Here is a 22,803-nt window from a genome sequence, read left to right as displayed (position 1 = left end):
CGCCTACTTTCCATGATCAGAAGAATCGGTTGCACGCTTCGCCACCATTTGGCGAATAATGTGCAACACGCCTTGTTGCTTACGCCGGCTCTGCTCGGCGTGCTTAAGTTCATCGAGCGCTTCACGGCTCATACCGCTGTTGCGCAGTGCTATTTGCTTATGTGCATCGCCTATTTCATTGTTTAGCGCGGTTGCATCTTCGACTAGGCCTATTAATTCGTCTTGCTTAGTTTTGCCCATCGTTATCCAACCCAACAATTTGGCCACGGACAAAACCCGCAGCCTCGGCCTCAGTTTCAATTCGTTGTAAGCGCGACCGAATCCACCAAGCTACTAAATCAGCCGAGCCAGCCAAGCCAGCAATCGCCCAAAAACCGATAATCGTTGCTGGTTGGTTGAGTAATAGCGCCCAGATGGTGAGCACAATGCCAATACAGGCTGTGCCAACGATGTAGGCTTGTGGCCGTGACAGCCGCCAATGGCGATGCCAGAGCAATCCATGAATGGAAACCATCAGCACGGCACAGGCAAGACCTGCTATGATGGCTGTCAAAATTGTGTAAAGCATCTTGCCCTCGAATCCTTGAAAAGGGATTGAAACAAAGGGATTGAAACACACGTTGTCACAAATCCGATTATCCCTAGTAGGATGGTGTAGTGGATTCTGAGATTTGGTTGCGTTCAGCATCGTCAGCTAAGGCACGGAGTAACTGGGGATGATTTAGTAGCCATAAGATGCCCTTTGGTAAATCACCGTTTGCATAACGCCACCTAGTGGCTTGGGACAAATTTTGTAACGGTATTTCTTTTAGGCATTCTCGGAATTTTTCGAGGTGTGGTTTAGGTGGAATTGTCATCCTAACCTCATTTCATATACGATATTCATATATGAAATATTATAGAAATAACTTAGATTTGTCAAATTTGAAATTCAAATATGATTATTTCATTTTTGAATTAGGCACGATATACTAGGGACTATGAGTATGATTGCAACAGGCGCATATCTTTGGACACTACGAGAAGCCATTGGCTTATCGCGTGATGACGTTGCCCATGAGGCTGGAACTAACAATGTTCAAATAATGAGAATAGAAAAAGGAGAGATTGATACAAGAGGATCATTGTTATTATCAGTTGTTAGAGCAGTTAAGGGGAATGCCGAGCATATTGCCCAGTTATTACTTGATGCTAGTGCTACTGAAGAAGATGGACGCAATCTAGCCATTTCTTGGATTAATCGAGAAACAACATCTGCAATAGATGAATTTATTGCAGATGTAAAAAAGGATAATAAAGTTTCTGAGGCGCTGAAACTTATTCAGCAGCTGGAGGCGCTTGATCCTTCTTCCCTTGATCGGTTGTTAGGCTATGGACAAAGTTTGCTTGATCGGAATCGCTAAGACGTTCGCGTAGATAAGCTAAGATTTGCTTTACCAAAGAATCTTTTTCTTCAACTAGCAGGATTAATAAAAGGAGACAGGCTATTCCAGTAAAAAAAACTCGTTGATCTAACATTTCAAAAAGGGTGGATGACATAAATATTATGAGGCACGCCCAAGTTCCATTGTTTATCTTTTTCATCTCTTATCCCCATACATAAGCAAAGTATGAGCGAGTATACCATTTTTTGTCATCCCCGAACATGAAAATTTGATTACAACGAGCTTGGATAGTGCCTTTGTGGTGCTAGAAACTGTACCTAGCATAGTAATACAGTTAACAAAACTTAATAACTGCTCTCTTCTTATACTAGCGAGGTTGCATATGGATTCTAACCAGTTTGAAGATATTTTGTATAAATATCCATCCGCCCAGCTTTTATTAAAAGGAGGGCAAAAGCAAGTATATTTGATTGACTATCAGGGTCCAGGAAAAGCCGTTCTTAAGGTTGGCGCTTATGATGAGCCTGTCGAGATAGAAAGAATTATGCGTGAAGTTGAGGTTCTTAGAGATATTGAGTCGAAATATTATCCTAAAAACTATGAGTTCAATGAGGAAACTAATAAACGATTTGTTATCATCGAAGAATATATTGAATCTACATCATTAACTCAGAATATTAAAAACTATACAGATATTCCAAAAGCCGTACACCTCATGATCGATATTATTACTGGTCTTCAAGAGCTTTGGAAACGTAATATCGTACACCGTGATGTTAAGCCGGATAATATATTGATTACTCCTAACGGTGATGCAAGAATTATTGATTTAGGAATTGCAAGATTACTTGATAGAAATACTCTAACAAAGTTAGGTCTTAATGGACCTGGTACAGAACAATACGCAGCACCAGAGCAGTTGCGATACATTGAATATGGCAAAGCATTAATTGGCCATAGGACTGACCAATTTAATCTAGGTATTATTTTAGCCCAGTTACTTTTGAATGGATATCATCCATTCCATCCAGATGTCGTTGGTACGGCTAAAGGTAATCTTGGCAGTATTGCAGCAAATATAGATGCTTGTATATGGCAGAAAGAGTTTTTTGATCGTCAAGAAATGTCTACAGTAAAGCCAGTCTTAGAAAAAATGCTAGCCAGACATCCGCATAAACGCTATCGAACACCTGAAAAATTAATTGAAGCACTGAGTAATTGTATAGGAGAAGAATAAATGGCACTTAAAATTTATCATCAATTAGGATTTCGATTCAAGTGGAATATAGATTTACTTCGTCAAGATAACATAGGCGATGGTCTTATTCTTTGCCCTAGACATATGACTGATAGTGACACTCAAACATTAAGCCCTCTTGAAAAATCTAAGTCTATATTTGATCCACAATTTTTTCTGCCTGGTACCGATCTTGGTGATTTAGCAACATACGATTTTTTCCCAAGAAAAAATAGTGGTGATGAATTTGAAACTCAGCAATATATTGGCACACAGTCAATTCTTGATGCTAATAAGTGTGTTGATTATCAAATAGCTAATAATTTTGAATATTGTGTTATTCCAGCTCGGCATCAGATAGGAACACCAGCAAGATTTATTACAGAATATGAAGATATTTTTGGCAAGCCATTTATGGATAGTATATTAGCAAAAAATGTACGATCAAAAATATTAGTACAAATAATACTCAATGAGGCAATGTTAAAAGATGATGAATTCAAAAATAGAATCTTGGATTGGACTACAGGAATGATGGATATTTCTGGTGTATATCTTATAATAGACAGAAAAAAGAAACCTAAACAGTTAAATGATCTAGATTTCTTGATAAAGTTAATGGATTTTATAGATGACCTTCGAGATAACGAAATGGATGTAGTAATTGGATATGTTAATGTTGAATCAATAATACTTTCTATCGCTGATCCAACTATTATAACGATAGGATCATTTGAAACTACTAGGATTTTTAATATTAAAAATTTTGAACAAAAAGAAGAAAATGATACTGGAGGTAATAGTAATACTAGAATCTATCGAACATATTCTCCAAAATTACTTCAATATATCAATAATATATACAGAAACACTATAATTGATGAAATATCAAAAATCAGTGATGAGAGAGAAGAAGAAATTATTCTTTTTGAGCAAAATAAATATTCTTTCCCTAGCTCACATAAAGGTGATAAACTTATAAGTCAACATAATCTTTTTTCTATGTATAACCAACTTAGTACAATCAAGAACTTAGATCTTAATAAAAGGTATGAGGAAATTCGTGGTATAATAGAGGATGCTATAATACTTTTTGAAAATTTATCTGATAAGGGGGTGGCACTTGACAGTGATAGCGACGGGAAACATCTTTATCCATGGTTAACAGCAATAAACCTATTCGCAAACAAAAAAGGATGGCGCAGTAGCAGATAATTTCCTAAACCACTAAGGAGCAATGTTATGCCCTTCACGACCGAGCAGCAGATGACAGAATGTATTTTGTCACTGACTAACTTACCAGAGGCCTTAGGAGTTAGTAATGATGCACGGCTCATCGAGCAATTGAAAGGGTATTTTGGGATTCCCGATCTTACCTATATCTCACCCAAGGATCCCAACGCTAGCGAGTTACTTAGCATTGCTTGTGAACTAAAGCTATCGCATTGGCAGAAAGCTTTAATTCAGGCTTATCGGTATCGTTCCTTTGTACAGCAAGCTTATGTCATTATGGATGCGGCCTTTGTTCATCGAGCATTGAAGCATCTTGAAAAATTTCATAAGTCGAATGTAGGTTTAATTAGTGTATCGACGGAAGGTGAAATAATAACGCACTATAGCCCTAAAGTTATGGAGCCATATTGTGATTATTTGGCAAAGTCATTTAATGCTAATATGACTGCTAATTACAATTATTTCGCCCATATTTAGCAGGTTTTCTGACTGACTTCTGTAAACTAAAAGCACCGTAGAGCTAGCTAGCCCACGGTGCTTTTAGTTTGCGTGAATACCCCTTGACGACCTCAATAACTTGCAGCATCATAGAGCCACTTCATTTAGTTGTAGGGAGAATATCGACTACGCTGTTTGCTTATAGCCGTGGGCATGTTCGAGCTGCTTGGCTATTGTTTGGGCTGGGGTTGGCTCTCCTCTGCATTCTCCTCAAATAACCCCCTTATTTTATGTATCCATTCATACGAAATCCGACAAAAAGCTTAATTCACTCCATCACGATCCAAAAAATGGGTCTGAATTGTACCTAACTTGATCAGGAAACGCTTTGTTTAGGAGACGCTATGTCATACCCACAACCACCGATGCAACCGTATATGCAACAAGTACCACCAAACAAGCCGGGCTGGCGCAAAAATATTAAATGGATTGCGATTGCGAGTGTCGTGTTTGTTTGTTCTTGCTTGGGCTTGGCCTATCGGCAAGGCTCAAAATTACAGGCCGAGCAGACGGCTACGGCCATTGTAGTTGCGAATGTCACGGCAACCGCCCAGCAAAACAATACGAATGCAACCAGTGAGGCGGTTGCGATTGCGGCGACCGTCGAGCAGGATAATGCCAACGCCACGAAGGAAGCTATTGCGATTGCGGCTACCCAGACTGAAGAAGCTCGGCCAACAAATACGCCAGTGCCAACCAACACTCCGCTTCCCCCAACAGCAACTCCATTCGTAGCAGAGATTGGCCAAAGCAACCCGATTGGCCAATGGGAAATTACCATCCTCGATATCAGCATTGCGAATGATTTTAGCGAAGCGGCAACTGGTAAGTGGCTGGTTGTCCATGGGACAATAACCAACAAGGGCGATGACCACCTGATTGGTAAGCAAGAATTGAAGGTACGAACAGATACTAAAACAATTGAATTAGACCGGAATGCTTCCAACCAAGCGGCAAAACGCCTCAATGTTACCTCGATCGGCGATTTAGGTGGGAAGACGATTAAGCGTGGTGAACGCGAAGAGTGGGCGATTGCTTTTGATATTCCCCAAGACATTAATGAGCTATGGTTTACGCTTGAGGGAATCGATGCTGTGAAGTTTGGAGCGATTGGTGAGACGGCAGAATTACCAACGGTGACACCGCGTCCAACCGCTACGGCGGTTCCTGATCTTGCAACTGAGGCTGGCGCTATTGATGTTTGTAAGCAGGCAGTCAAGCAACGCCTTACCCATCCATCGACCGCTGATTTCCCATGGTTCGATTATCAAACCGTGCAGGAAGGCGATCTAACTTGGTATGTCCAATCGACAGTCAAGGCGAAGAACTCGTTTAATCTTGAAGTGGAATTTGTTTGGGTTTGTAAAGTAACCTATGAAGGGAATAACCGATGGAATATTGATGATGTACAAATGGCTGAACAATAGACCATCCTAGATTAATCCCTTGCACCATGGAGCCAGTCGGCCCATGGTGCTTTTTTATGGGCTAAATCCTATTTTTGCCTTAGATACTACTCCAGTAAATTCCGAAATTTTCGGAATTCGTGTTTCATATCTGTAATTCATTATTGACATCATTTCAAATATGATTTATATTTCAGATATGAATTTCAGGAGTGAAATATATGCAACCTCAAGAAACCACACGTCGAGAATTGACCACCCCAAGCCATGCCGCTGCTGGCATTACATTGTGGCTTGAGCACAACAACCATGGCTGGAGTGCATTTCTCTCAACCCCCAACATGACCATTCAACACATTGGCTGCCGCTATTACGAGGTCTTTGTTCCTGAACTAATCCAAGATGCGATTGGCTATGCTGATGAAGTAGCCCAAGAGCTTAACCCAACCCCAGCTGCACCAGCTGCCCCAATCAAGCCTGCTAAGAAAAAACCAACTAGCCAGCCACAGCCACCCGTGTGCTATTGCCAATGCTGTAGCCCTGTTGCAGGGGCAACTGGTGTTACCCATTGCAGTGTAGGCCATGAATATGTGGCCCACAACGGCGGCGTATTGGTTGGATACTTCCCAAGAAAATCAGATGCTATCAACAAATTGAACGATCTGCGGTATGAGATCCTATCACGGGCTTTCCCAGAGCAGCCAGCGCACGAATTTTTTGAACCGTTCGATGATGAATTGACCCGCGAGCCGGCTACATCTTCACCACCGGCGATTACCCAAGCCCCAAGCTACTTCGTAATTGGTCAATTGGTTGGCCAACTACGCCAACTCTATGCCAAGAACAAAGTTCAGTTGAATGCCATCAACAAAGCCTTTAGCGAATTGTCCTTGCCTGGCTGGTCGTGGAATGGCTCAAGCCTGACCATTCGTAGCCGCTCTAATCCTTCGATTCTCTACCACATTGCGAATGACACTTGCCAATGTACCGCATTTGCCAAAGGCACGCTGTGTTGGCATCGAGCAGCCTACAAGCTGCTGCTTCAAGCTTCAACGGCCCCTGCCTATCAACAAGCTGCCTAGGCCTGAGCAGTCCTACCTGCTCACCACATCGGCTGCATGCCTGCGTGCAGCGCCGCATGCGTAAGCGGCAACTGGTTATCAACCACACACCAACAGGAGTTTTCAATGGCCGCCAAAATCAAAGTTTTTTCGGTTACTCGTGAAGATGATGCCTACCTTGCAGCAGCGCAAGCAGAGCGGAAAGTCAATGAATGGCTTGAGAATTCCGACATCGTTGTAACGAGTCTTTCAACCGCCTATGCCTTTGACCCTGAAACTGACATTGCTGAAAAGCGCCATACCTATACCGTTGCCGTCGCTTATACCGAATAACCAACTAATGGCCTGAGCAGACCTACCTGCTCACCAGCGCCAGCGTGGCGCAACTCGTTATGTATCGATGCTCACCCGCTGTTGTTGGGAACAGCGGCACGTTCGCAAGTAGGAATACCTTAACAACTGAATACGCAGTCGTGGAACATCGTGCGCAATCAGCGCAGGATCGCAGCATTCCAATTGCACAAGGCTATGGGCGACAACCCCACCTCGGCAAACTGCCGCGCCGTTGCCAATCCTGCACCACGATCAACGGGCAGGAAATCACGTAGGCCTGCCCACAATCCATTCAATCACCATAGAGGTTTGATGATGAGCCAAGCAGATATTTTGGCCGCTATTGCCGCCGAACGACAGTCCCAAGATAGCAAATGGGGTGAGCAAAATCACCACCTAATCGAATGGCTATCGATTTTGATGGAAGAAGTAGGGGAAGTTGCCCAGGCAATTAACGAATACCACTGGCGCGATGCCTCAATGGCAAATATTCGCAAAGAACTGATTCAAGTTGCTGCTGTTGCGGTTTCAGCACTTGAATCCATCGAGCGTAACTACCCAAGCGCTGATGAAGAATAGGATTCGTAGCAGATTCTAGTCTTAGGGAAAGGAACCCAAATGGAGATTACCAAAGTTATTGTGAAGATTGGGGAAACCCACAATCTTGGGAATTATTCAAGCACTCGGCCCGAAATCACTGCTGAAGCAACATTGGCCCAAGGCGATGACTTTGGTGCTGCGGTCGATATACTCCGTGAACAAATCAATGCCAAGCTTTATACCCATATCGACGAACGCTTGATGCAGCATGGGCAAAGCCCACATTATTATGATGGTGCCAAGTTTGATATTTATATCTCGCAGCGGCTCAAACTTATTGCGATTGTCCCCCATAAAACAAAACCCCCAGTGATGGAGCTAAAAGGTTCTAGTCTCGGTCATACCTATTCGGATTGGAGTCGAGAGCAGAGTGGTTGGCCATGGGAAAAATGCACTGAAAAAGCGAATCAAAAGGTTAGTCTGCAAGACGATGATCATCGCGATTCATTGCCTGATACATCATGGCTCATGATGTTGTGTTCAACCACCCCCAACGAATTTGTGTATGTCGAAGATTTGATCGATGCCCCAAGCGCCAATGATATTAAAGGCTTTGATTTGGGTGAGTTCAATAATCGCGTTGTTGCATGGAATGCAAAAACTGAACGGGAACATCAAGAGCGTGAAGCAGCACGGTTGGCTGCTAGCCAAGAGCGTGAAGCGGCCCGTTTGGCTGCCATTGAAGAACGTGAGGCAAATCGCCTTGATGCCTATGACGATCCCGGGCCTTTTGATGATGAAGATGACGAAGATGACGAATAACCGAGAGTATGAAGTAACCGCTGATCTTGAAGCTCAGCGGTTTTTGCTTCATATCCAAAATCACCTGACCAAGCGTGATCAAGAACGTTGCCCCCAATGCCAATGCCCTGATCATACCGTTGATAATGATGTTTGCACTTGTTTGCGGTGCAAGCATCAATGGAGCGAAATTAATGATTGAGAGCTTTATACCGATGCTCGGCATAATTGCCAGCGCCATTGCAACCGCGCTGCTGATCAAGCACCCCAAGCAGCAATTAATCAGTGGTGCTAGTGCGGTGGTTTTTTGGTTTGCCGTGTGGTGTTTGCTGATTGGCCCAGAATACCTACTTTTTGTTGCCTATCTAGTGTGGCTAGTGGTGCTGGCCATGGTGATCGTGATGGTTAGCAATCTGGCAAAGGCGCTGCTGCGAGCATCCCAAACGGAATCACGCAAGCGGCCCGAACCAAAGCCACACTATCCGCCCATAACTCAAGGTGACATTGACCAAGGGATGAATCAGATTCGCTAGTGCGATGGCTGCCCCAGCTGGGCAGCCATCAACTTTATGGAGAACATTGATGGAAGTAGATGTAACCACCAAAGCCATTATCGTTTTTGATGAAGCTGGCACCTATGGCGAATACGATGATATTCAGATTAAAACCCAAGCGGTTTGGGTACCCAGGTTTGGTCTACTGGTCAATGCCAGTATTTGGATTTGCGGTCACTATTCTCTGCTGCATTGTGCTGGTTTTGATAGCAGTATGCACGCTGAGGCGGTTCGCACGGCGGTTGCCTATAGCGATGCGGTGATTCATCACCTGACCAAGCATCCTGCCATGATTGAAGTTATAGATGTATATCTTGCTGCCAAGCGTGCCTATGCAGCAAACAAAACCCCAAAAACTGAGGCTGCTTTCTTGGCTAGCCAAGAGCCAATTGATCATGCTTGGGCGACCTTCACTTTTATCCCTGAGGCCTACGAATGAGCGGCTACAAAATCATCATGAACTACGGCGAGATAGAAGTTTTGCTGGCAATTGGCCGCCTTGACCAAGAGGAAGCATTAATCATTCAACGCCAACTATCAAGTGCGGTTCGCTCGGTATTTGATGATATTCCGGTGGTTGGATTGCGTTGCATTCCCAATTATCGAGTGGAGTTATTTCAATCCCCTAACGGCGGATTAGAGCTTGTCTAGCAAAACGAAGGAGCATACTTAATGGCTGCATGGATTTATACCGCCGATGGCGAATTCGAGACCCTAGCCGAAGCGATTGAAGCCTATAAGGAACGGGTGCGAAAACAAGAGCAAGAGGAACATCGGGCTGCGTTGCAGGCAGCCCAGCATGATCCTGGCGTTCAAAGCTGGATAGAGCTGGCAAACAATGAAGCAGCGCTTCAACAAGTTGCCAACCATATCCAGTCTCGAAAACTAACAACGACCGCCTAGTTTGCCGCTGGTCCGATCGTTGTTTCGGCGAATGCCCTATCGAGATATGAAAGGGTTTTGCATTGAGATGCATTGCAGGCAGCCCAATGAGATCCCGAAGTGTTTTAATCCCTGAATAGGATGAATATCATTATGACACAACCATTCACCACTATCAAACCCAAGCTTGAAACTCCATTCCCCATGGATATTATCGAGATCAAGCCCACTGTTGTGACCAAGGATAAGACTCGTGCTTTAGCGATTGCTTATGCCGAAGTGCGAGCCTATCAAGATCGACTCGATGCTGTGGTTGGTGGTGAGTGGTCTGTTACCTATCGCCCCTTAGGCACAGGTGCAGTTATTTGCCAGCTGAACATCATGGGCATTACTCGTGAAGATGTTGGCGAAGCCGAGCAAACTGACCCGAATAAAGCGACAGTTGCCGTAGCCCAAGCGTTCAAACGGGCCTGCTCGGCATTCGGGCTGGGCCGCTATCTCTATAGCATGCCCAAAGTATGGGCTGAATACGATCAGGAAAAAAAGTGCTTTGTGTACCCTGAACGTATTATTGCCCATATGTACAAGCAAGTGGGGATTAAGGAATGACCTTGATTAACCTTGCAGGTACACAACTTCAGGTGCAGGAATATTTGCGGGCTGGCCAACTAGCGGCGGCCCGCAATCTTTTAATCAATCGCAATATAAGCCCTAGGTTGATAGCCAAGTGGCTAACGCCTGAGCAGCAAGAGGCACTAGGGTTTGTTTCGCCGGAATTGATGGCCGAACCAAAAATTGATAATCAAGCATAAATAAAGGACGTGAATCATGGCAGCAGATACAAAGATCATCATTGTCGAAGGGAACGAGTTTCGGGTGCCGAGCACCATGGAGAATGAAGCAATTCGATCCCACCTCTCATCAACCTATCCGTCGGTTGCCAATGCTTCAATGACGAAGGGCAAGCGAACTATTGATGGCGAAGAATATGAAACCATTGAATTCGTCAAAAAAGTTGGCACAAAAGCCAGTGACCTAGCCACACTATTAGCTGACATGCCCCCAGCTTGGCATCATTTCACGACCGAGCTACCCCCCAACTTTGCAAAACTTATCAATGGCATGCTTACCGTTGGGGAAGTGTTTGATCAAGGATTTGATACCCATTTCAATCGCGTTATTGAAAAGAAAGATAATCTGGAAGGATTTGCGCTATGTATGAAGCTTATCGAACTCCCTGCATTACCCGTAAGCGACGACGATCTCGCATTAACCCTTCCCCTCGGCTGGTAAAGGTCAGCGAGCTTGAGCCATGCGCATTCTTTGATACAACGTTGCTTGATATGTGGTCACATGTACTTAATGGGATACACATAACTGCTTTATACGACAAAAAGTACTTTGAAGAAATAAAGCATGAGCAATTGACGTTATCAGCAGGGAAACGCTACTTTGTGCGCATGGCCTACCAAATTGAGACGTTGATTCACACAAGCATGGAATTTTATGAGTTCCTTGATTGGCGATCATTGATGCAGCCTGATATGACCGATGAAGATGAACTCTACGATAGCTATAGCCTTGAGTTGCGCTTTTCGGTTGCGAAGAAATGGTTTAGCGAAACACCGCTGGCCGTTTATGGTCTCCCGATTAGTTTTTATGAAATTGCTACCGATTATCATCTGGCAACATGGATATTACGGTATCCATTCATGAAAACTGCATTGGCAACCCATGAAGGTGATTTTGAACTGGCGTTGCAGGATGGGTTTGATGTCATTGCTGGCTTGAAGCAAATACCAGTGCTTCCTTCAAGGCTTGCGCGATATATGCAAGAGTTTCTTTTCATCCTGAGCCAAAGCCCTATTCATGGATTCAATTTGGGATTGCTGATCCCATTTGCCTTACGCATAACCGGCAATGAATTTGCCGATTATGCCATGGCTGAAGTTGATGAAGATGGGGGCTTCACAATGTATATTGATTGGCTTAATCCTGAAGCCGTTGGATTGATTATTGAACGACAAAAGTTTGGGTGTGATTTAGCTGATCAATTTGAGGCATTCAGCGAGTTTTTAAATGGGGATGAATCAGCCACCATCGATATTTTTGTGCATATCTATGGCGCGGCTGCGGTGGTATTAGCGAATCATCCTTCTACTGAGCCAACTACATTAATGGAGTTATTCTATGAAACAGAAGCCGCGACCTTACCCGCGTGAAGTGGTTTTTGATACCCCGCCAAAGCTGCAACTCGACTTTTTTGAAAACTGCATCATTCTGACACAGCGAACAAAAGTAGGTTGGTCATCATATCCCATCGATGCAGCTGATGTAGCGCAGGTATTGAGTAATGTTCCTTCATCAACGGGTCTATTGCCACCCAATACCCTCGCCTATGGAATCGCTCAAGGATCGCCGTATTATTGTATCTATGTGCCACCACGGGTTATCAAGCTATCATTTGACGATTGGGCATCTGGGGGGACGTTTCACATACCAACCCCACCGCTTATATGGAGCGGTTGGAAGCGAGACTATACGATCTGGGCATTGAATACGCCTGAATATCCATCAGAAGAGACCCTATTAGCTTATGCCCCGTTCCCAAATGTCTATACAACCGATGGGGGAATTTGTTGGGGTGATAGTGATAAACGGGCAATAGCCAGCCCATCGACGATAATGCCAATGCTTGACCTTTTTCTCACAGGCTCTCGGTTCAATACCCATTTAGCAGGCAGTAAAAGTAATCGAGCAGCAGGCAATATTACCAATCTCTATTATCAGATTAATGGCTTGGATTCTTATCCTCTTGATGATTTACGGCTTGCATCACGAACCGTTGGTGATGTCATCAAAGGAGCGTGGAATGCTTCCTAACCTCAATAACTACCATATTGCAACTGGGCAGCACCCGATCCCCAATCAGCCAGGTATTACCTGGCTGATTGCTTTAAACGGTGTCTTTAAATGTGGGTGCAATGCTAACCAGCAAATCATTATTCAAACATCATCACAATCGATACCCATACCCGGCCTAGTAGGTATCCTGCCATCAGTATCTTGGAAGGGCTGCCATCAACGCTTACCAAGCGCATGGCTATCACTTCTATTGAATGACGCACAGCAGGCTGCACGCATCGAACATGGGATTGCTCGACCTATAGAGAAGCAATACTTTATCACCAACCAGCATACGACCATTCGCTTGATCCCAGCCCGCCAAACCAGCACGATTCATCATATTGCGTATGAAATGCCCAGCGATCCTGTTCTTGTCGATATTCATAGCCACCATGGAATGCCTGCTTATTTTTCGCCAACTGATAACGCCGATGACACAGGCTTATCAGTATCTTGTGTCATCGGGAATATTTTCAAAAACCCCGAAATCATCTGCCGGCTGAACGTCTATGGGCATCATCAAGTTGTACCAATTACAACAATTTTTGATGGGAACGGCCCATTTATCGATATTGCGCAGCGAGAGGAAAAAGCGTATGCAGACGTTGACTTTTGAGCCTGTTTCTCCCTTTGTGATAGGGAATCATTCCCGTTTTCATATCGTTATCGTTGGGGCTGGGGGAACGGGATCGTTTGTGCTTCAAACCGTAGCGCGATTGATGGTACATTGCCAACACAGTAGTATCAACATTCTTACATCAATTGTTGATGGTGATGTGATTGAGCCAAAAAATATTGGCCGTCAACTCTTCGCGCCAGCTGAGATTGGAAGAAACAAAGCCCTAGCGCTAGCCACGAGGTTCAATCAATCCTTTGGGTTGAAAATTCATGCAGTTCCGGCCATGCTCAATAGATCGATGGGCAACCAACTTCACCGTGGCACATGGCGGGATCAACGACCTTTTACGATTGTTATTGGTGCGGTTGATAATGCGTTAGCGCGGCAAGCAATCCATGAGAGCTTAGAAGCAAAATTTGATTTGTGGATTGATGGGGGCAATCACGAGCACGGCGGGCAAGTGTTGATTGGAAGCAAGCAGAGCATCCGATCAGTAGAAGGGTGTTGTTCTCTTGGCAGTTTATGCGATGCGCTGCCATCACCGGCCTTAGTGGCACCTGAATTAATCAAAGTACCAGCTGAGCCACAACAGACCGATTGTGCAGATGCAATGGCCAATAATCGACAGTCGCTTTTGATTAACCAACAGATGGCTACCATTATTGGTCAGTACCTCAACCAATTGATCTTTACCGGTCGAATAACAACCTATGAAACAATCGTTGACTTAACCTCTTTGACAATGCGAAGCACTTCAATCACCCCATCGAATCTTGCCAAGAGCTTGAATAAAAAACCTGAATTTTTTACTACTAAAGGATCTGTGAAACCATGACAAGCACACAATTAACCCTCTTCGATTACAACGCCCTTGACAGTGAAACCCGTGTAATTGTGCAGCAAAAAGCGGTTGAAATTCGGGATCGCATGCGCAGCGCTGCGCAGGCCGTCATCGAAATTGGTGAGCGGCTGATCGATGTGAAAGAACGCTTGGGACATGGCAAGTTTGGGCAATGGCTTGATGCAGAATTTCAATGGTCAGCTGATACTGCCCGCAATTATATGAATGTGGCGGAGCGATTCGGCCAAAATCCGAAAATTTCGGAATTTGCACCGAGCGCGTTATATTTATTGGCAGCCCCATCGACACCAGAAGATGCCAGAACTGAAGCGATCACTCTAGCCGAGCAGGGTCAAAAGATTACCCATGCGGTAGCAAAGCAAATTGTAACCACGCATAAAGAGCAAGCAGCACCAAAGCCCAAGCCAGCAGCGGCACCAGCACCAAAACCTGAACCAAAGCCCGAGATTCCCCCCATGCTGATTATTGGCGATCAAGAGGTGCCGAGCGCTGAATTTACTGGCACACCACCTAGCTCTATTGATGCCAGCGAAGAGCTAGCCAGCCAACCACTAGGTATAGCACCCTCAGCACAACCAGAATTGCCACCAATGCTTACCATTGGCCAATCAAGCCCAGTATCTGCGGTTGACATTGATACCAAGCCGTTGGCGTTTGCCATTGTGGTGCAAGAGCTAGCGCGGCAAATGGTCACGCTTGCCAACCAGCGGGTGAAGCTCTTAGAAGATCACATTGAGGCCAAAGGCAAAGAAGTTATTCAACCCTTTATTGATACTGAGCAAATGGCTGAAGCCGCTGCATCATTTATTGAAACACCTGCATTCAAGTCACAAGCTGGCCTGTTGGCATTTGGGGTGAAGGTCAATCTTCGGGATTTCTAATGCCAGTCGCCAGAAGCGACGAAACACGCCCAATCACCATAAACTATCTATCAAATGTTAGCCGCGCTTCACGAGAGAAGCGCGGTTTTTTGTTGGTTAGCGCTCTATATCTTGGCGTGCCGTCATTTGGTACGGGGAGGTTGGACGCGTTCAAACCGTATTCATATCGCGTTCTTTCTGTATTATTACCACTCACAAACCGACAAGAAATCTATAGCCCATCAGAATGGCCTAAATTGGCCATTTAGTCGTGCCGACATTCTTTAACAGGCTGCACAGCCACCTTTTTATGCTGAGGAGGGTATTCCATGGCGCATTCCACGACGATTGGTCTCAATCCGATCGAGATGCAGGTCTTACTCTTGATTGCCCGCATTGGGCGCTTACTCTCGCGCCACCTCAGTACGGCATGGGGCCATCCCTTTACCGTGACGATCCAGACCGTTAATCGCACCTTGGCAAAGCTCGTCAATGCCAAGCTTATTAGCTACTGTGAACACTTTCAATCGCATGGCTACGATCCCCGTGGGGCGCTGAGCTGGACACGCCATGGCCGCTTGTATAGTCTCACGCCCTTGGGTTGGGAGATCGTCAAACAGGCCTTTCCCACGCTGGAGGAAGGGATCGAGCGCTTAGCTCCCACGATGTTCAATCCCCAACATCAAGCCGAGCACCAGATCGAATATGCCGAGGTCATCACCAGTTTGATTCAATCGCTGGCGTATGTGCCTGGCATTGTGGGCATGAGCAGTTATATTGAGATGGATTTAGGCCCAACAGCTCGGCCACGTGCCGATGGGATTGTGGTGCTGCGCCGCTGGGCTGATGCGACACTACCCGATCAGGAGCGCTCATCGTTGTATCCATGGCTTGGGGTTGGCCAACAACTGGGGCAGATCGATCAACTCTCTGCGATTGAAATTGATCGTGGCACCGAGGAACTGAGCATTATTACTGGCAAAGCCAACTCGTATCGTGAATTATATCGATCGCGCTATTGGGAAGGGCGCTATAACTGGCCATTGATTGCCTTTACCGTGCCGAACGAACGCCGCAAACGAGCGGTGCTTGATGCATGGGAAATGGGCTGGACCGGCAGTCAATTACTCATTGCCACCATCGACGATGTTCGTGTATCGGGGGTACTTGCGCCGATCTGGACAACCCAGTATACGAAGCAAGGCCAACGAATCCAGCAACCACATCGCTTTTTACGAGCGGCGTGGTTTGAGAAAGTGGTAGTGTAGATGCGATATTAATTCCGATCGTTTCAACCTAAGAATGCGCCATCTTTATTGATACTGAGTAGATGGCTGAAGCCGCTGCATTCAAGTCTCAAGCTTGACTATTGGCGTTTGGGATAAAGGTCAACAGCCGGGATTCCTAAAAGATAAGAGCACCATTCAGTTATTGCATGATGCTCTTATCTTTATTTGATTAATAATAAATCTTGTGAATATGTATTTAGAAAAGCGATATTAATATATTTACTATATTAATCGCTTAACTGCGAACCTCCCCATCCATCGATTTGTTCTTGTGGTAATATTTTATGATGTTTCAAACATACTAGGATTGGCTCAACAGTAAGTACTGCCATGTATCCTAATTCTGTTGGTTGATCATTATGGACTAGTGATTCTGTAACTAAACCTAATCCAAAATCCCATTCAATGAGACAAGGACCGCCGCTAAAGCCACCTCGTGCCATTGCCGATACAATAAAATGAGGATGTTTTACATTATATCTATCAACAACTGCATTAATTTCTGCTTCTGTTGCGCAAAGAATAGGCTCTCGAGAGAAAGGTATAGGCGGATATCCCATTATGAGAATCTTGGCTAATATAAATTGATCATCATTAATCCAATCATCTAAGTGTGAACCTAAAGGAATAAAAACATCGATTTCAAGATCATCTACTATCAAAGCTGCTATATCGGCTGTTTCATCAGGATGGTAGAAAGGAGGATGCCTTAATTTTCCTTCTTTCCATGGGAATATATGCGCATGAGCAATACTAATAATTTTTTTGTTTTCGATAACATGACGTGCTGTTATATAAACATTACTTCCTATATGAAAAGCTGTTCCGATCCCCTGATCCTTATCTGAGTTTTCTACAATTATATATACTACGGCCTTATGGTATTGATTGTATAAGTCTTTTATATTCATAAAATCTCCTAAGAGAAATATTCTAAAGCATTAGAGTTTATTGTAGGTCGTATTAGATGAGTGTTGAAATTTGATTCATCTGCTGATCCTTTCGTGAAACTATCCCATGTAAAATCAGTTTTTGGGTATATTGATGTGTATGATGATGATCCATATTTTCCAACAGCAATACATATTACTCTTTTTGCTCCTGCATTGAGTAAATAATTTCTTGCTGTTTCAAAACTATGAGCATATGTTGTAAAATCATCAAATAAAATAATACATCTACCTCTTATCTTTTTCCTCTTCTCTGCATCGATATTTATTGTTGTTATTTGATTATTTATAGATGGATGATTGCCATTTGCTCTAGCATAAGCACTTTTTATAGCTGAAGTATGTCGGTTTACTAGATTTTCTTCAAATGATATTCTTATATATTTTGACGCATTCTTAATGATATTAATTAATGCACTATTCTTTATACCACTATGACCTGGATATATTGCCCATATAGAAGGATTATTATTCTCTCGAATTAAGTGAATACCTTCAAGATATATACTAGCAAATAAATGCATTGATAAAATATCTTTTATTGTAAAACCTTTTATTTTTCTATTAGGATTATTATCATAAATCTGTTTAAGGTAAGCTTTAATTCCAGTATCTTGTGCTATATTAGAACTCATTAAAGCTCTAATATCTACCATCCTTCTCATAGGATCTAGATCTTGTATTTGATAATACCAAAGGTGCTTTTTTATAAAAAATGTATTGATGACTTTATAAAATACTTGTGGTGAAGCTATTCTTATTCCATAAGGATAGCTTTGGTCAGACCATAATGCTAAAAAAAATGCAACCTTTCCATTAACTGCTTCCCGCATATCATTATTAGTATCACCTAGATAAACAATTTCATTCCTACTAACTCCCTCTGAAAAGCAAATATGATCAATAAATTTTCCAGAACCTTTCTTTATAGAGGCATCTCCTAATATCCTTGGGGATAAGAAGTTATTATTTGGTATATTGAATTTTTGTTTAGTTAGAGTATCTATATCCCTGTTTGATACAATATAAATAATTAATTCGATAGATTGAAGCAATTCTATCATTTCTTCAATTCCATTAACTAAATTATTATATTGATCAATTAGCGTACCTTTTAAGTCAAGAACTACTACTTTAATAGACATTATTGACTCCTTCCATCACGATAATTCGAGATTTGATCGATTAACCAGGAAAAGTCATTATGATTTGCGTCATAGTTTTCAGATAATCGAATTACTTCCTTTATTAATCCTTTAAAAAGATGAGGTTTTCCATGACTATACTTCCTTTGATCTTTTGGTACAAGATTACTTAGAAACGTCCGTAAGTTATTTCTGTTATCCTGATTACCAATATCAAATACAGGATATGATTGTCTGATTAGATCGATTAATAATTCATGTTGAGGTATTTGCAATATATCTCCTATGCAGGCACCAAATAATGGGCGCTTTACTTGTTTTGCAAAGCGGACTGTATGAGCAGTTCCACTTTTCTGTTTTCCCTCAATTACTGCTACTGCTCTTGATAAGGCAACCTGGATTCGATTTCTTTGAACAAACCTTTCACGAGCATAGGTGTCTTTAAGTAAATATTCGCTAATTACTGCACCTCCACGTTCAATAATTTCTTGCCTAAGAATAGAGGTCGATGCTGGAAATATTATATCTAATCCATGACCTAGAACAGCAATAGTAGGTATATCAAAGTCAACTGCTACTTGGTGACCCATAGCGTCTATACCCTCGGCTAAGCCTGATAGGATATAAAATCCCCCACGAGCCAGATCAACAGAAAGCCGCTGAGCGGAATCAAGACCCATAGGCGTAGGTGTACGTGTTCCTACTACGCCAATAATAGCTGGATCATGTACTATTCTACTATCTCCTTGAATGAACAACCATGTTGGAGGATGAGGTAAGTCATATAATGATTGAGGATATTCAGCTGAATTTTTGAAAACGATATTAATCGATCTATTATATTTCAATATTTCATATTGATTTTCAGCTACTTTTAAGTCTTCTTTTGATAATGAATAAATTGAATTTGATACTATAAATGAATTTGGTATTTTGGATGATTGAAGGTATTTATAAACTTCATCTTTAGAATTGTTCCAAATATTTGAAAAATCACCTTCATAGGAATCAAACAATGTTTTAATAGTTGAAAACCCTACACCATCTAGATTTGAGAGTGCAATCAAATAGACAGCATTTCTCTTGCTATCTTTCTCAATATCATTGTTACCTCTGAGAGGATCTGAAAACATAGATAGTTGTGAATTATTATCCATGATAGTATATTCCTATATCTAAATTATCTATAAATTACGTAATCGTAATTTTATGTATTTGATAGAATAAATAGATGAATTTATATAACTTCATGATTTTCTTGGGATCCAAATTCTTTTATAGGACATTGTTGAATGTATGCAAATAAATCTCCTGGTTGAACATTTAAGATAGATGCAAGTTTATCTAATGTGTCAAGATCCACTCTCCTTGCAGTATCTTTCCAGATAGCATATACAGACTTATATGCTAATCCAGTCTTCTCAGAAAGTTTCTTAATATTCCATCTTTCAGGCTCAGCAATCTCTCGCAATCTCCATCGAATCACGCAAAACTCCTTTACTCAATCCTATCTGAAAATATAGGCCAGTATACTATATAACAAGCTACTGTAAAAATTTATATCATAGTATCTAATGACCTTAGCAATATTCCTTATAGTTAGTTCTTGCTTGTTGATCTTTGCAGTATAGATAGATTTAGTTTATTACTTATAGGTGTATGCTATAATCAGCCTAAACCCTCTCCTCTCTCTTCTTCCACAAGTAACCACAAGCGGTCTTTATAATTTAGGGCTTCTATATTAAATTATCTAACCTTTCCCTTAAGGACATAGCCTTTTTAGTATTACCAAACTTAGCAACCACCAATTATTTCTATGACTAGCATTTGGTTATTACTTAAATAGCACGTATGTTTGACTAGTCATCTATGTATTGATTTGATATGATGCTCATGTGATGATAAGGTTTTTACGGATAATCAACAATCCTAACACTTGAAATAACACTAAATGTGGTTTATTCGTATGTATAGCTCTTGTAATAGACCTTTCTATATATCTTCGATATGCTTACACTAACTACGTTTTTAGTTCATTCCTCGCTGGTTACAACTTGTTTTCGTAGGTGAAAAAGAGGTGCAGTTTTCCAAACTATCCTCAATACTTAATACTCATTATGTGACTGAAAGATAAAGATTTTGTAATTTAAGGAGTACCATGAATACATCAAGAAATAAATCGACTTATAACTCTCAGAATAATCAATTACATGATGCAATAGTTGCTAAGTTGGAGGAAATTGAGAATATCATTTTAATTTTAAAAGATAAGTTAAAAGAATATCGAAAAGATAAAATAAAGGAATTAAAACTTCTTCAAAGCGTATCTTTAGGATTATATGATGAAATAGACAAATTATCGAAGAAAGCTCCAGCTGAGCCTGTTACTGATCTTGTTCTAGAACAAATGAATGATGTAATTAGAGAGACGAAATTATTGTTGGTTGATGATATTTACATTCAGAGAATAAAGGAGTTTATACCTGCCGGAGATAATCCTCAGCATCGTGATGCTGTTGTTGTTTTACGTCAGATTAGGCAAGGATTAGATAGGCTTAATACACAATTAGATGATATAGGAAACAATATTAAGCTCAAGATTAGCGAAGCAGGACTGATTCAGTATGCACTTGAATGTGCTATGGAAGGAGATGATCTTAATGAATATACCGTGATGAAATTTCATAATAATGATAATTGGATGATAGGACGATCTCAAAAAGAATTTAATCTAGATAAATTAGATAAGATGGATATTAAAGAATATTTCTTAACGGAAAATTAGTATGAAAAACGAAATAAATACACCACTACTACCAAGTATATCTCAATATGAGGTTGATTTTCTTATCCCTCGTATTGGAGTCGATATACCAATTGGTATTGATCCGTTTCTTCTTTATAAGAGCAGAGATCCAGAATTACAAGATCTTCATCAAACTCTTATTCATACCTTTAATACTGGTATTGAATTAATTAAAAAAAATCAAATGGATTTGGCACGCGATTTGTTCTTATTTCCTGAAGTCAGTGAAATTGGACTTGGTTATACAAAAAAAGGTAAAAAAGGTTCAGGGATAGGTGAATTTTTATCTGAGCTTATCATTGATACTCTTTTGGAATCTCCTGCATTAATTGAGCGTGGAATAAAGCATATTGAAGAAATGCAACTCGTTTCTTTGGGGATCGGACCAGATCGTATTAGTGATATTACAGCAAATCTTATAAAGCCATATCTTATAAGTTATACTCAAAAGCAATGTCAAATTTGGGGAATACCTCTAGTTAGTGGAGTTCCACTAACTCATAATTTTGAACCAACACAATTAAGATGGTATGACGGATATTTTGATCTACCAATTAGTCCAATTGATAATACTCCTCTTTTATTTGTTCCTAGACGTATTGTTCGAGTTCTGCCTTGGATTAACTATGAAGATTTTTTTCGGCTAGAATTCTCAGCATACCTACGCGCAAAACGAGTTAAAGGCCGTTTATCTACTGATAAAGCTAAAATAGTTACAAATAAGATAGAAAAAGAAAAAATTGTATCCTTAACTCGAACAGATATGAATAGATTAGATAATTATGTTTATGTAAAAGAATCTACTGCAAACGATGCACAGCCTTCGGTCAATTATATTGATGGTAATGGAATATGTCCTGAAACTGAATTACTTAAAGTGAAATTTGATAATATATTGCCTGGAAATAAAGATGCAGCATATTACCAGAAAACTATTCTAGAAATACTTAACTTTCTATTTGTTCCCGAACTTATCGATGGTGAAATGGAAGTAAAAACAATAGATGGTACAGAAAGAAGAGATATAGTATTTACAAATGATTCAGATCAATCTTTTTGGAGTTATATACGTTCAGAACATTCTTCGGTTTTCCTAATGTTTGAAGTGAAGAATACAATAGATATTGATAATATTTATATTAACCAAGTCAATACTTATTTAGGTGACCGCCTAGGACGATTAGGTTTTATAGTCACTCGGAATCAAGTTAAGGAAGCTCAGCAGAGAAAGATATTCTCTGTTTATAATGATTCATATCCTAAAAAAATTATTCTAGTTCTCTCAGATACAGATCTTAAAAACATGCTTGACATGAAATGCCGAGGAGCATATCCAATGCATTATATCCAAAAAATTTATCGGGATTTTCGTACAAAAGTTCAATGATTTTGGTTTTTGCCTAGTAATTCAATAAGATTGCACAAACGCCGATCC

At 41.5% G+C, this 22,803-nt stretch carries 30 protein-coding genes; 24 read left to right on the top strand and 6 right to left on the bottom strand.

From position 1 onward, the window contains the following. Window positions 1-3: 3 nt before the first annotated feature. Together C5S61_RS26735 and C5S61_RS03785 are read right to left on the bottom strand one after the other, a co-directional pair. Entirely contained in the window at window positions 4-240 is a 237-nt protein-coding gene (locus C5S61_RS26735) for a hypothetical protein (RefSeq protein ID WP_164689212.1), read from the bottom strand. Continuing rightward, complete coding sequence (locus C5S61_RS03785; RefSeq protein WP_110513779.1) at window positions 227-568, bottom strand: hypothetical protein; 342 nt, start codon at window positions 566-568, stop codon at window positions 227-229. Before C5S61_RS03785 ends, C5S61_RS26735 begins: the two co-directional genes overlap by 14 nt. A 418-nt stretch (window positions 569-986) precedes the next feature. Between C5S61_RS03785 and C5S61_RS03780 the strand changes: the two genes are divergently transcribed. From C5S61_RS03780 to C5S61_RS03670, 22 genes are all read left to right on the top strand, one after another. Further along, entirely contained in the window at window positions 987-1,403 is a 417-nt protein-coding gene (locus C5S61_RS03780; RefSeq protein ID WP_041303930.1) for a helix-turn-helix domain-containing protein, read from the top strand. A gap of 364 nt (window positions 1,404-1,767) precedes the next feature. Then, window positions 1,768-2,622, top strand: coding sequence for a serine/threonine protein kinase (locus C5S61_RS03775; protein WP_110513778.1), 855 nt, complete (start codon window positions 1,768-1,770; stop codon window positions 2,620-2,622). Further along, window positions 2,623-3,837, top strand: a complete 1,215-nt coding sequence (locus tag C5S61_RS03770) for a hypothetical protein (protein ID WP_110513777.1) — start codon at window positions 2,623-2,625, stop codon at window positions 3,835-3,837. A 27-nt stretch (window positions 3,838-3,864) separates the two neighbouring features. After that, on the top strand, window positions 3,865-4,332 hold the full coding sequence (locus C5S61_RS03765; RefSeq protein ID WP_110513776.1) for a hypothetical protein: 468 nt from the start codon (window positions 3,865-3,867) through the stop codon (window positions 4,330-4,332). A gap of 365 nt (window positions 4,333-4,697) precedes the next feature. Next, complete coding sequence (locus C5S61_RS03760) at window positions 4,698-5,780, top strand: DUF4352 domain-containing protein (RefSeq protein ID WP_110513775.1); 1,083 nt, start codon at window positions 4,698-4,700, stop codon at window positions 5,778-5,780. A gap of 200 nt (window positions 5,781-5,980) precedes the next feature. Further along, complete coding sequence (locus C5S61_RS03755) at window positions 5,981-6,841, top strand: hypothetical protein (protein WP_110513774.1); 861 nt, start codon at window positions 5,981-5,983, stop codon at window positions 6,839-6,841. A 105-nt stretch (window positions 6,842-6,946) separates the two neighbouring features. Next, window positions 6,947-7,153: a hypothetical protein gene (locus C5S61_RS03750; protein WP_110513773.1), complete on the top strand. Its 207-nt coding sequence runs from the start codon at window positions 6,947-6,949 to the stop codon at window positions 7,151-7,153. A gap of 315 nt (window positions 7,154-7,468) precedes the next feature. Next, window positions 7,469-7,732 carry a MazG-like family protein gene (locus C5S61_RS03745; RefSeq protein WP_110513772.1) on the top strand — a complete coding sequence of 88 codons (264 nt, stop codon included), beginning with the start codon at window positions 7,469-7,471 and terminating at the stop codon, window positions 7,730-7,732. Between the two features lie 132 nt (window positions 7,733-7,864). Then, window positions 7,865-8,515, top strand: coding sequence for a hypothetical protein (locus C5S61_RS03740; RefSeq protein ID WP_124033375.1), 651 nt, complete (start codon window positions 7,865-7,867; stop codon window positions 8,513-8,515). Window positions 8,516-8,589: 74 nt separating this feature from the next. Further along, on the top strand, window positions 8,590-9,027 hold the full coding sequence (locus C5S61_RS03730; protein ID WP_124033374.1) for a hypothetical protein: 438 nt from the start codon (window positions 8,590-8,592) through the stop codon (window positions 9,025-9,027). A 49-nt stretch (window positions 9,028-9,076) separates the two neighbouring features. Then, complete coding sequence (locus C5S61_RS03725) at window positions 9,077-9,487, top strand: hypothetical protein (RefSeq protein WP_110513768.1); 411 nt, start codon at window positions 9,077-9,079, stop codon at window positions 9,485-9,487. Then, window positions 9,484-9,699 (top strand): hypothetical protein, encoded by a 216-nt coding sequence (locus C5S61_RS03720; protein WP_110513767.1) that lies wholly within the window; start codon window positions 9,484-9,486, stop codon window positions 9,697-9,699. Before C5S61_RS03725 ends, C5S61_RS03720 begins: the two co-directional genes overlap by 4 nt. Window positions 9,700-9,720: 21 nt before the next feature. Beyond that, the gene (locus C5S61_RS03715) at window positions 9,721-9,951 is read left to right on the top strand and encodes a hypothetical protein (protein ID WP_110513766.1); all 231 of its coding nucleotides are present in this window, start codon (window positions 9,721-9,723) and stop codon (window positions 9,949-9,951) included. Between the two features lie 132 nt (window positions 9,952-10,083). Further along, window positions 10,084-10,539, top strand: a complete 456-nt coding sequence (locus C5S61_RS03710) for a Rad52/Rad22 family DNA repair protein (RefSeq protein ID WP_110513765.1) — start codon at window positions 10,084-10,086, stop codon at window positions 10,537-10,539. Next, complete coding sequence (locus tag C5S61_RS03705; protein ID WP_110513764.1) at window positions 10,536-10,742, top strand: hypothetical protein; 207 nt, start codon at window positions 10,536-10,538, stop codon at window positions 10,740-10,742. Before C5S61_RS03710 ends, C5S61_RS03705 begins: the two co-directional genes overlap by 4 nt. A gap of 16 nt (window positions 10,743-10,758) precedes the next feature. Beyond that, a complete protein-coding gene (locus C5S61_RS03700) occupies window positions 10,759-11,223 on the top strand; it encodes a hypothetical protein (RefSeq protein WP_110513763.1) in 465 nt (154 codons plus the stop codon). After that, complete coding sequence (locus C5S61_RS03695) at window positions 11,145-12,152, top strand: hypothetical protein (protein WP_164689211.1); 1,008 nt, start codon at window positions 11,145-11,147, stop codon at window positions 12,150-12,152. Before C5S61_RS03700 ends, C5S61_RS03695 begins: the two co-directional genes overlap by 79 nt. Then, window positions 12,121-12,813 carry a hypothetical protein gene (locus C5S61_RS03690; protein WP_110513761.1) on the top strand — a complete coding sequence of 231 codons (693 nt, stop codon included), beginning with the start codon at window positions 12,121-12,123 and terminating at the stop codon, window positions 12,811-12,813. Before C5S61_RS03695 ends, C5S61_RS03690 begins: the two co-directional genes overlap by 32 nt. After that, window positions 12,803-13,453 carry a Mov34/MPN/PAD-1 family protein gene (locus C5S61_RS03685; RefSeq protein WP_164689210.1) on the top strand — a complete coding sequence of 217 codons (651 nt, stop codon included), beginning with the start codon at window positions 12,803-12,805 and terminating at the stop codon, window positions 13,451-13,453. Before C5S61_RS03690 ends, C5S61_RS03685 begins: the two co-directional genes overlap by 11 nt. Beyond that, window positions 13,434-14,291, top strand: a complete 858-nt coding sequence (locus C5S61_RS03680; protein ID WP_164689209.1) for a PRTRC system ThiF family protein — start codon at window positions 13,434-13,436, stop codon at window positions 14,289-14,291. Before C5S61_RS03685 ends, C5S61_RS03680 begins: the two co-directional genes overlap by 20 nt. Then, window positions 14,288-15,199: a DUF3102 domain-containing protein gene (locus C5S61_RS03675; RefSeq protein ID WP_110513758.1), complete on the top strand. Its 912-nt coding sequence runs from the start codon at window positions 14,288-14,290 to the stop codon at window positions 15,197-15,199. The genes C5S61_RS03680 and C5S61_RS03675 overlap by 4 nt, the downstream gene beginning before the upstream one ends. 308 nt (window positions 15,200-15,507) lie before the next feature. Then, window positions 15,508-16,446 carry a replication-relaxation family protein gene (locus C5S61_RS03670; protein WP_110513757.1) on the top strand — a complete coding sequence of 313 codons (939 nt, stop codon included), beginning with the start codon at window positions 15,508-15,510 and terminating at the stop codon, window positions 16,444-16,446. Between the two features lie 248 nt (window positions 16,447-16,694). Here C5S61_RS03670 and C5S61_RS03665 read toward each other — a convergent pair whose 3' ends face one another. From C5S61_RS03665 to C5S61_RS03650, 4 genes are all read right to left on the bottom strand, one after another. Then, on the bottom strand, window positions 16,695-17,378 hold the full coding sequence (locus C5S61_RS03665; RefSeq protein WP_110513756.1) for a S1 family peptidase: 684 nt from the start codon (window positions 17,376-17,378) through the stop codon (window positions 16,695-16,697). A gap of 8 nt (window positions 17,379-17,386) precedes the next feature. Further along, window positions 17,387-18,562 (bottom strand): HAD hydrolase-like protein, encoded by a 1,176-nt coding sequence (locus tag C5S61_RS03660; RefSeq protein WP_110513755.1) that lies wholly within the window; start codon window positions 18,560-18,562, stop codon window positions 17,387-17,389. Beyond that, the gene (locus C5S61_RS03655) at window positions 18,562-19,719 is read right to left on the bottom strand and encodes a DNA-processing protein DprA (RefSeq protein ID WP_110513754.1); all 1,158 of its coding nucleotides are present in this window, start codon (window positions 19,717-19,719) and stop codon (window positions 18,562-18,564) included. Before C5S61_RS03655 ends, C5S61_RS03660 begins: the two co-directional genes overlap by 1 nt. An 80-nt stretch (window positions 19,720-19,799) precedes the next feature. Then, window positions 19,800-20,048, bottom strand: coding sequence for a helix-turn-helix domain-containing protein (locus C5S61_RS03650; protein ID WP_110513753.1), 249 nt, complete (start codon window positions 20,046-20,048; stop codon window positions 19,800-19,802). Window positions 20,049-20,720: 672 nt separating this feature from the next. Here C5S61_RS03650 and C5S61_RS03645 point away from each other — a divergent pair. Together C5S61_RS03645 and C5S61_RS03640 are read left to right on the top strand one after the other, a co-directional pair. Then, window positions 20,721-21,347: a hypothetical protein gene (locus tag C5S61_RS03645; protein ID WP_110513752.1), complete on the top strand. Its 627-nt coding sequence runs from the start codon at window positions 20,721-20,723 to the stop codon at window positions 21,345-21,347. A 1-nt stretch (window position 21,348) separates the two neighbouring features. Then, window positions 21,349-22,755: a DUF8370 family protein gene (locus C5S61_RS03640; RefSeq protein WP_110513751.1), complete on the top strand. Its 1,407-nt coding sequence runs from the start codon at window positions 21,349-21,351 to the stop codon at window positions 22,753-22,755. Window positions 22,756-22,803 lie beyond the last annotated feature (48 nt).

This window comes from Herpetosiphon llansteffanensis (assembly GCF_003205875.1).
GTDB classification, from domain to species: Bacteria; Chloroflexota; Chloroflexia; order Chloroflexales; family Herpetosiphonaceae; genus Herpetosiphon; species Herpetosiphon llansteffanensis.
Note: the sequence above shows the minus strand (reverse complement) of the source record. Positions and strands in the feature narration are given on the sequence as shown.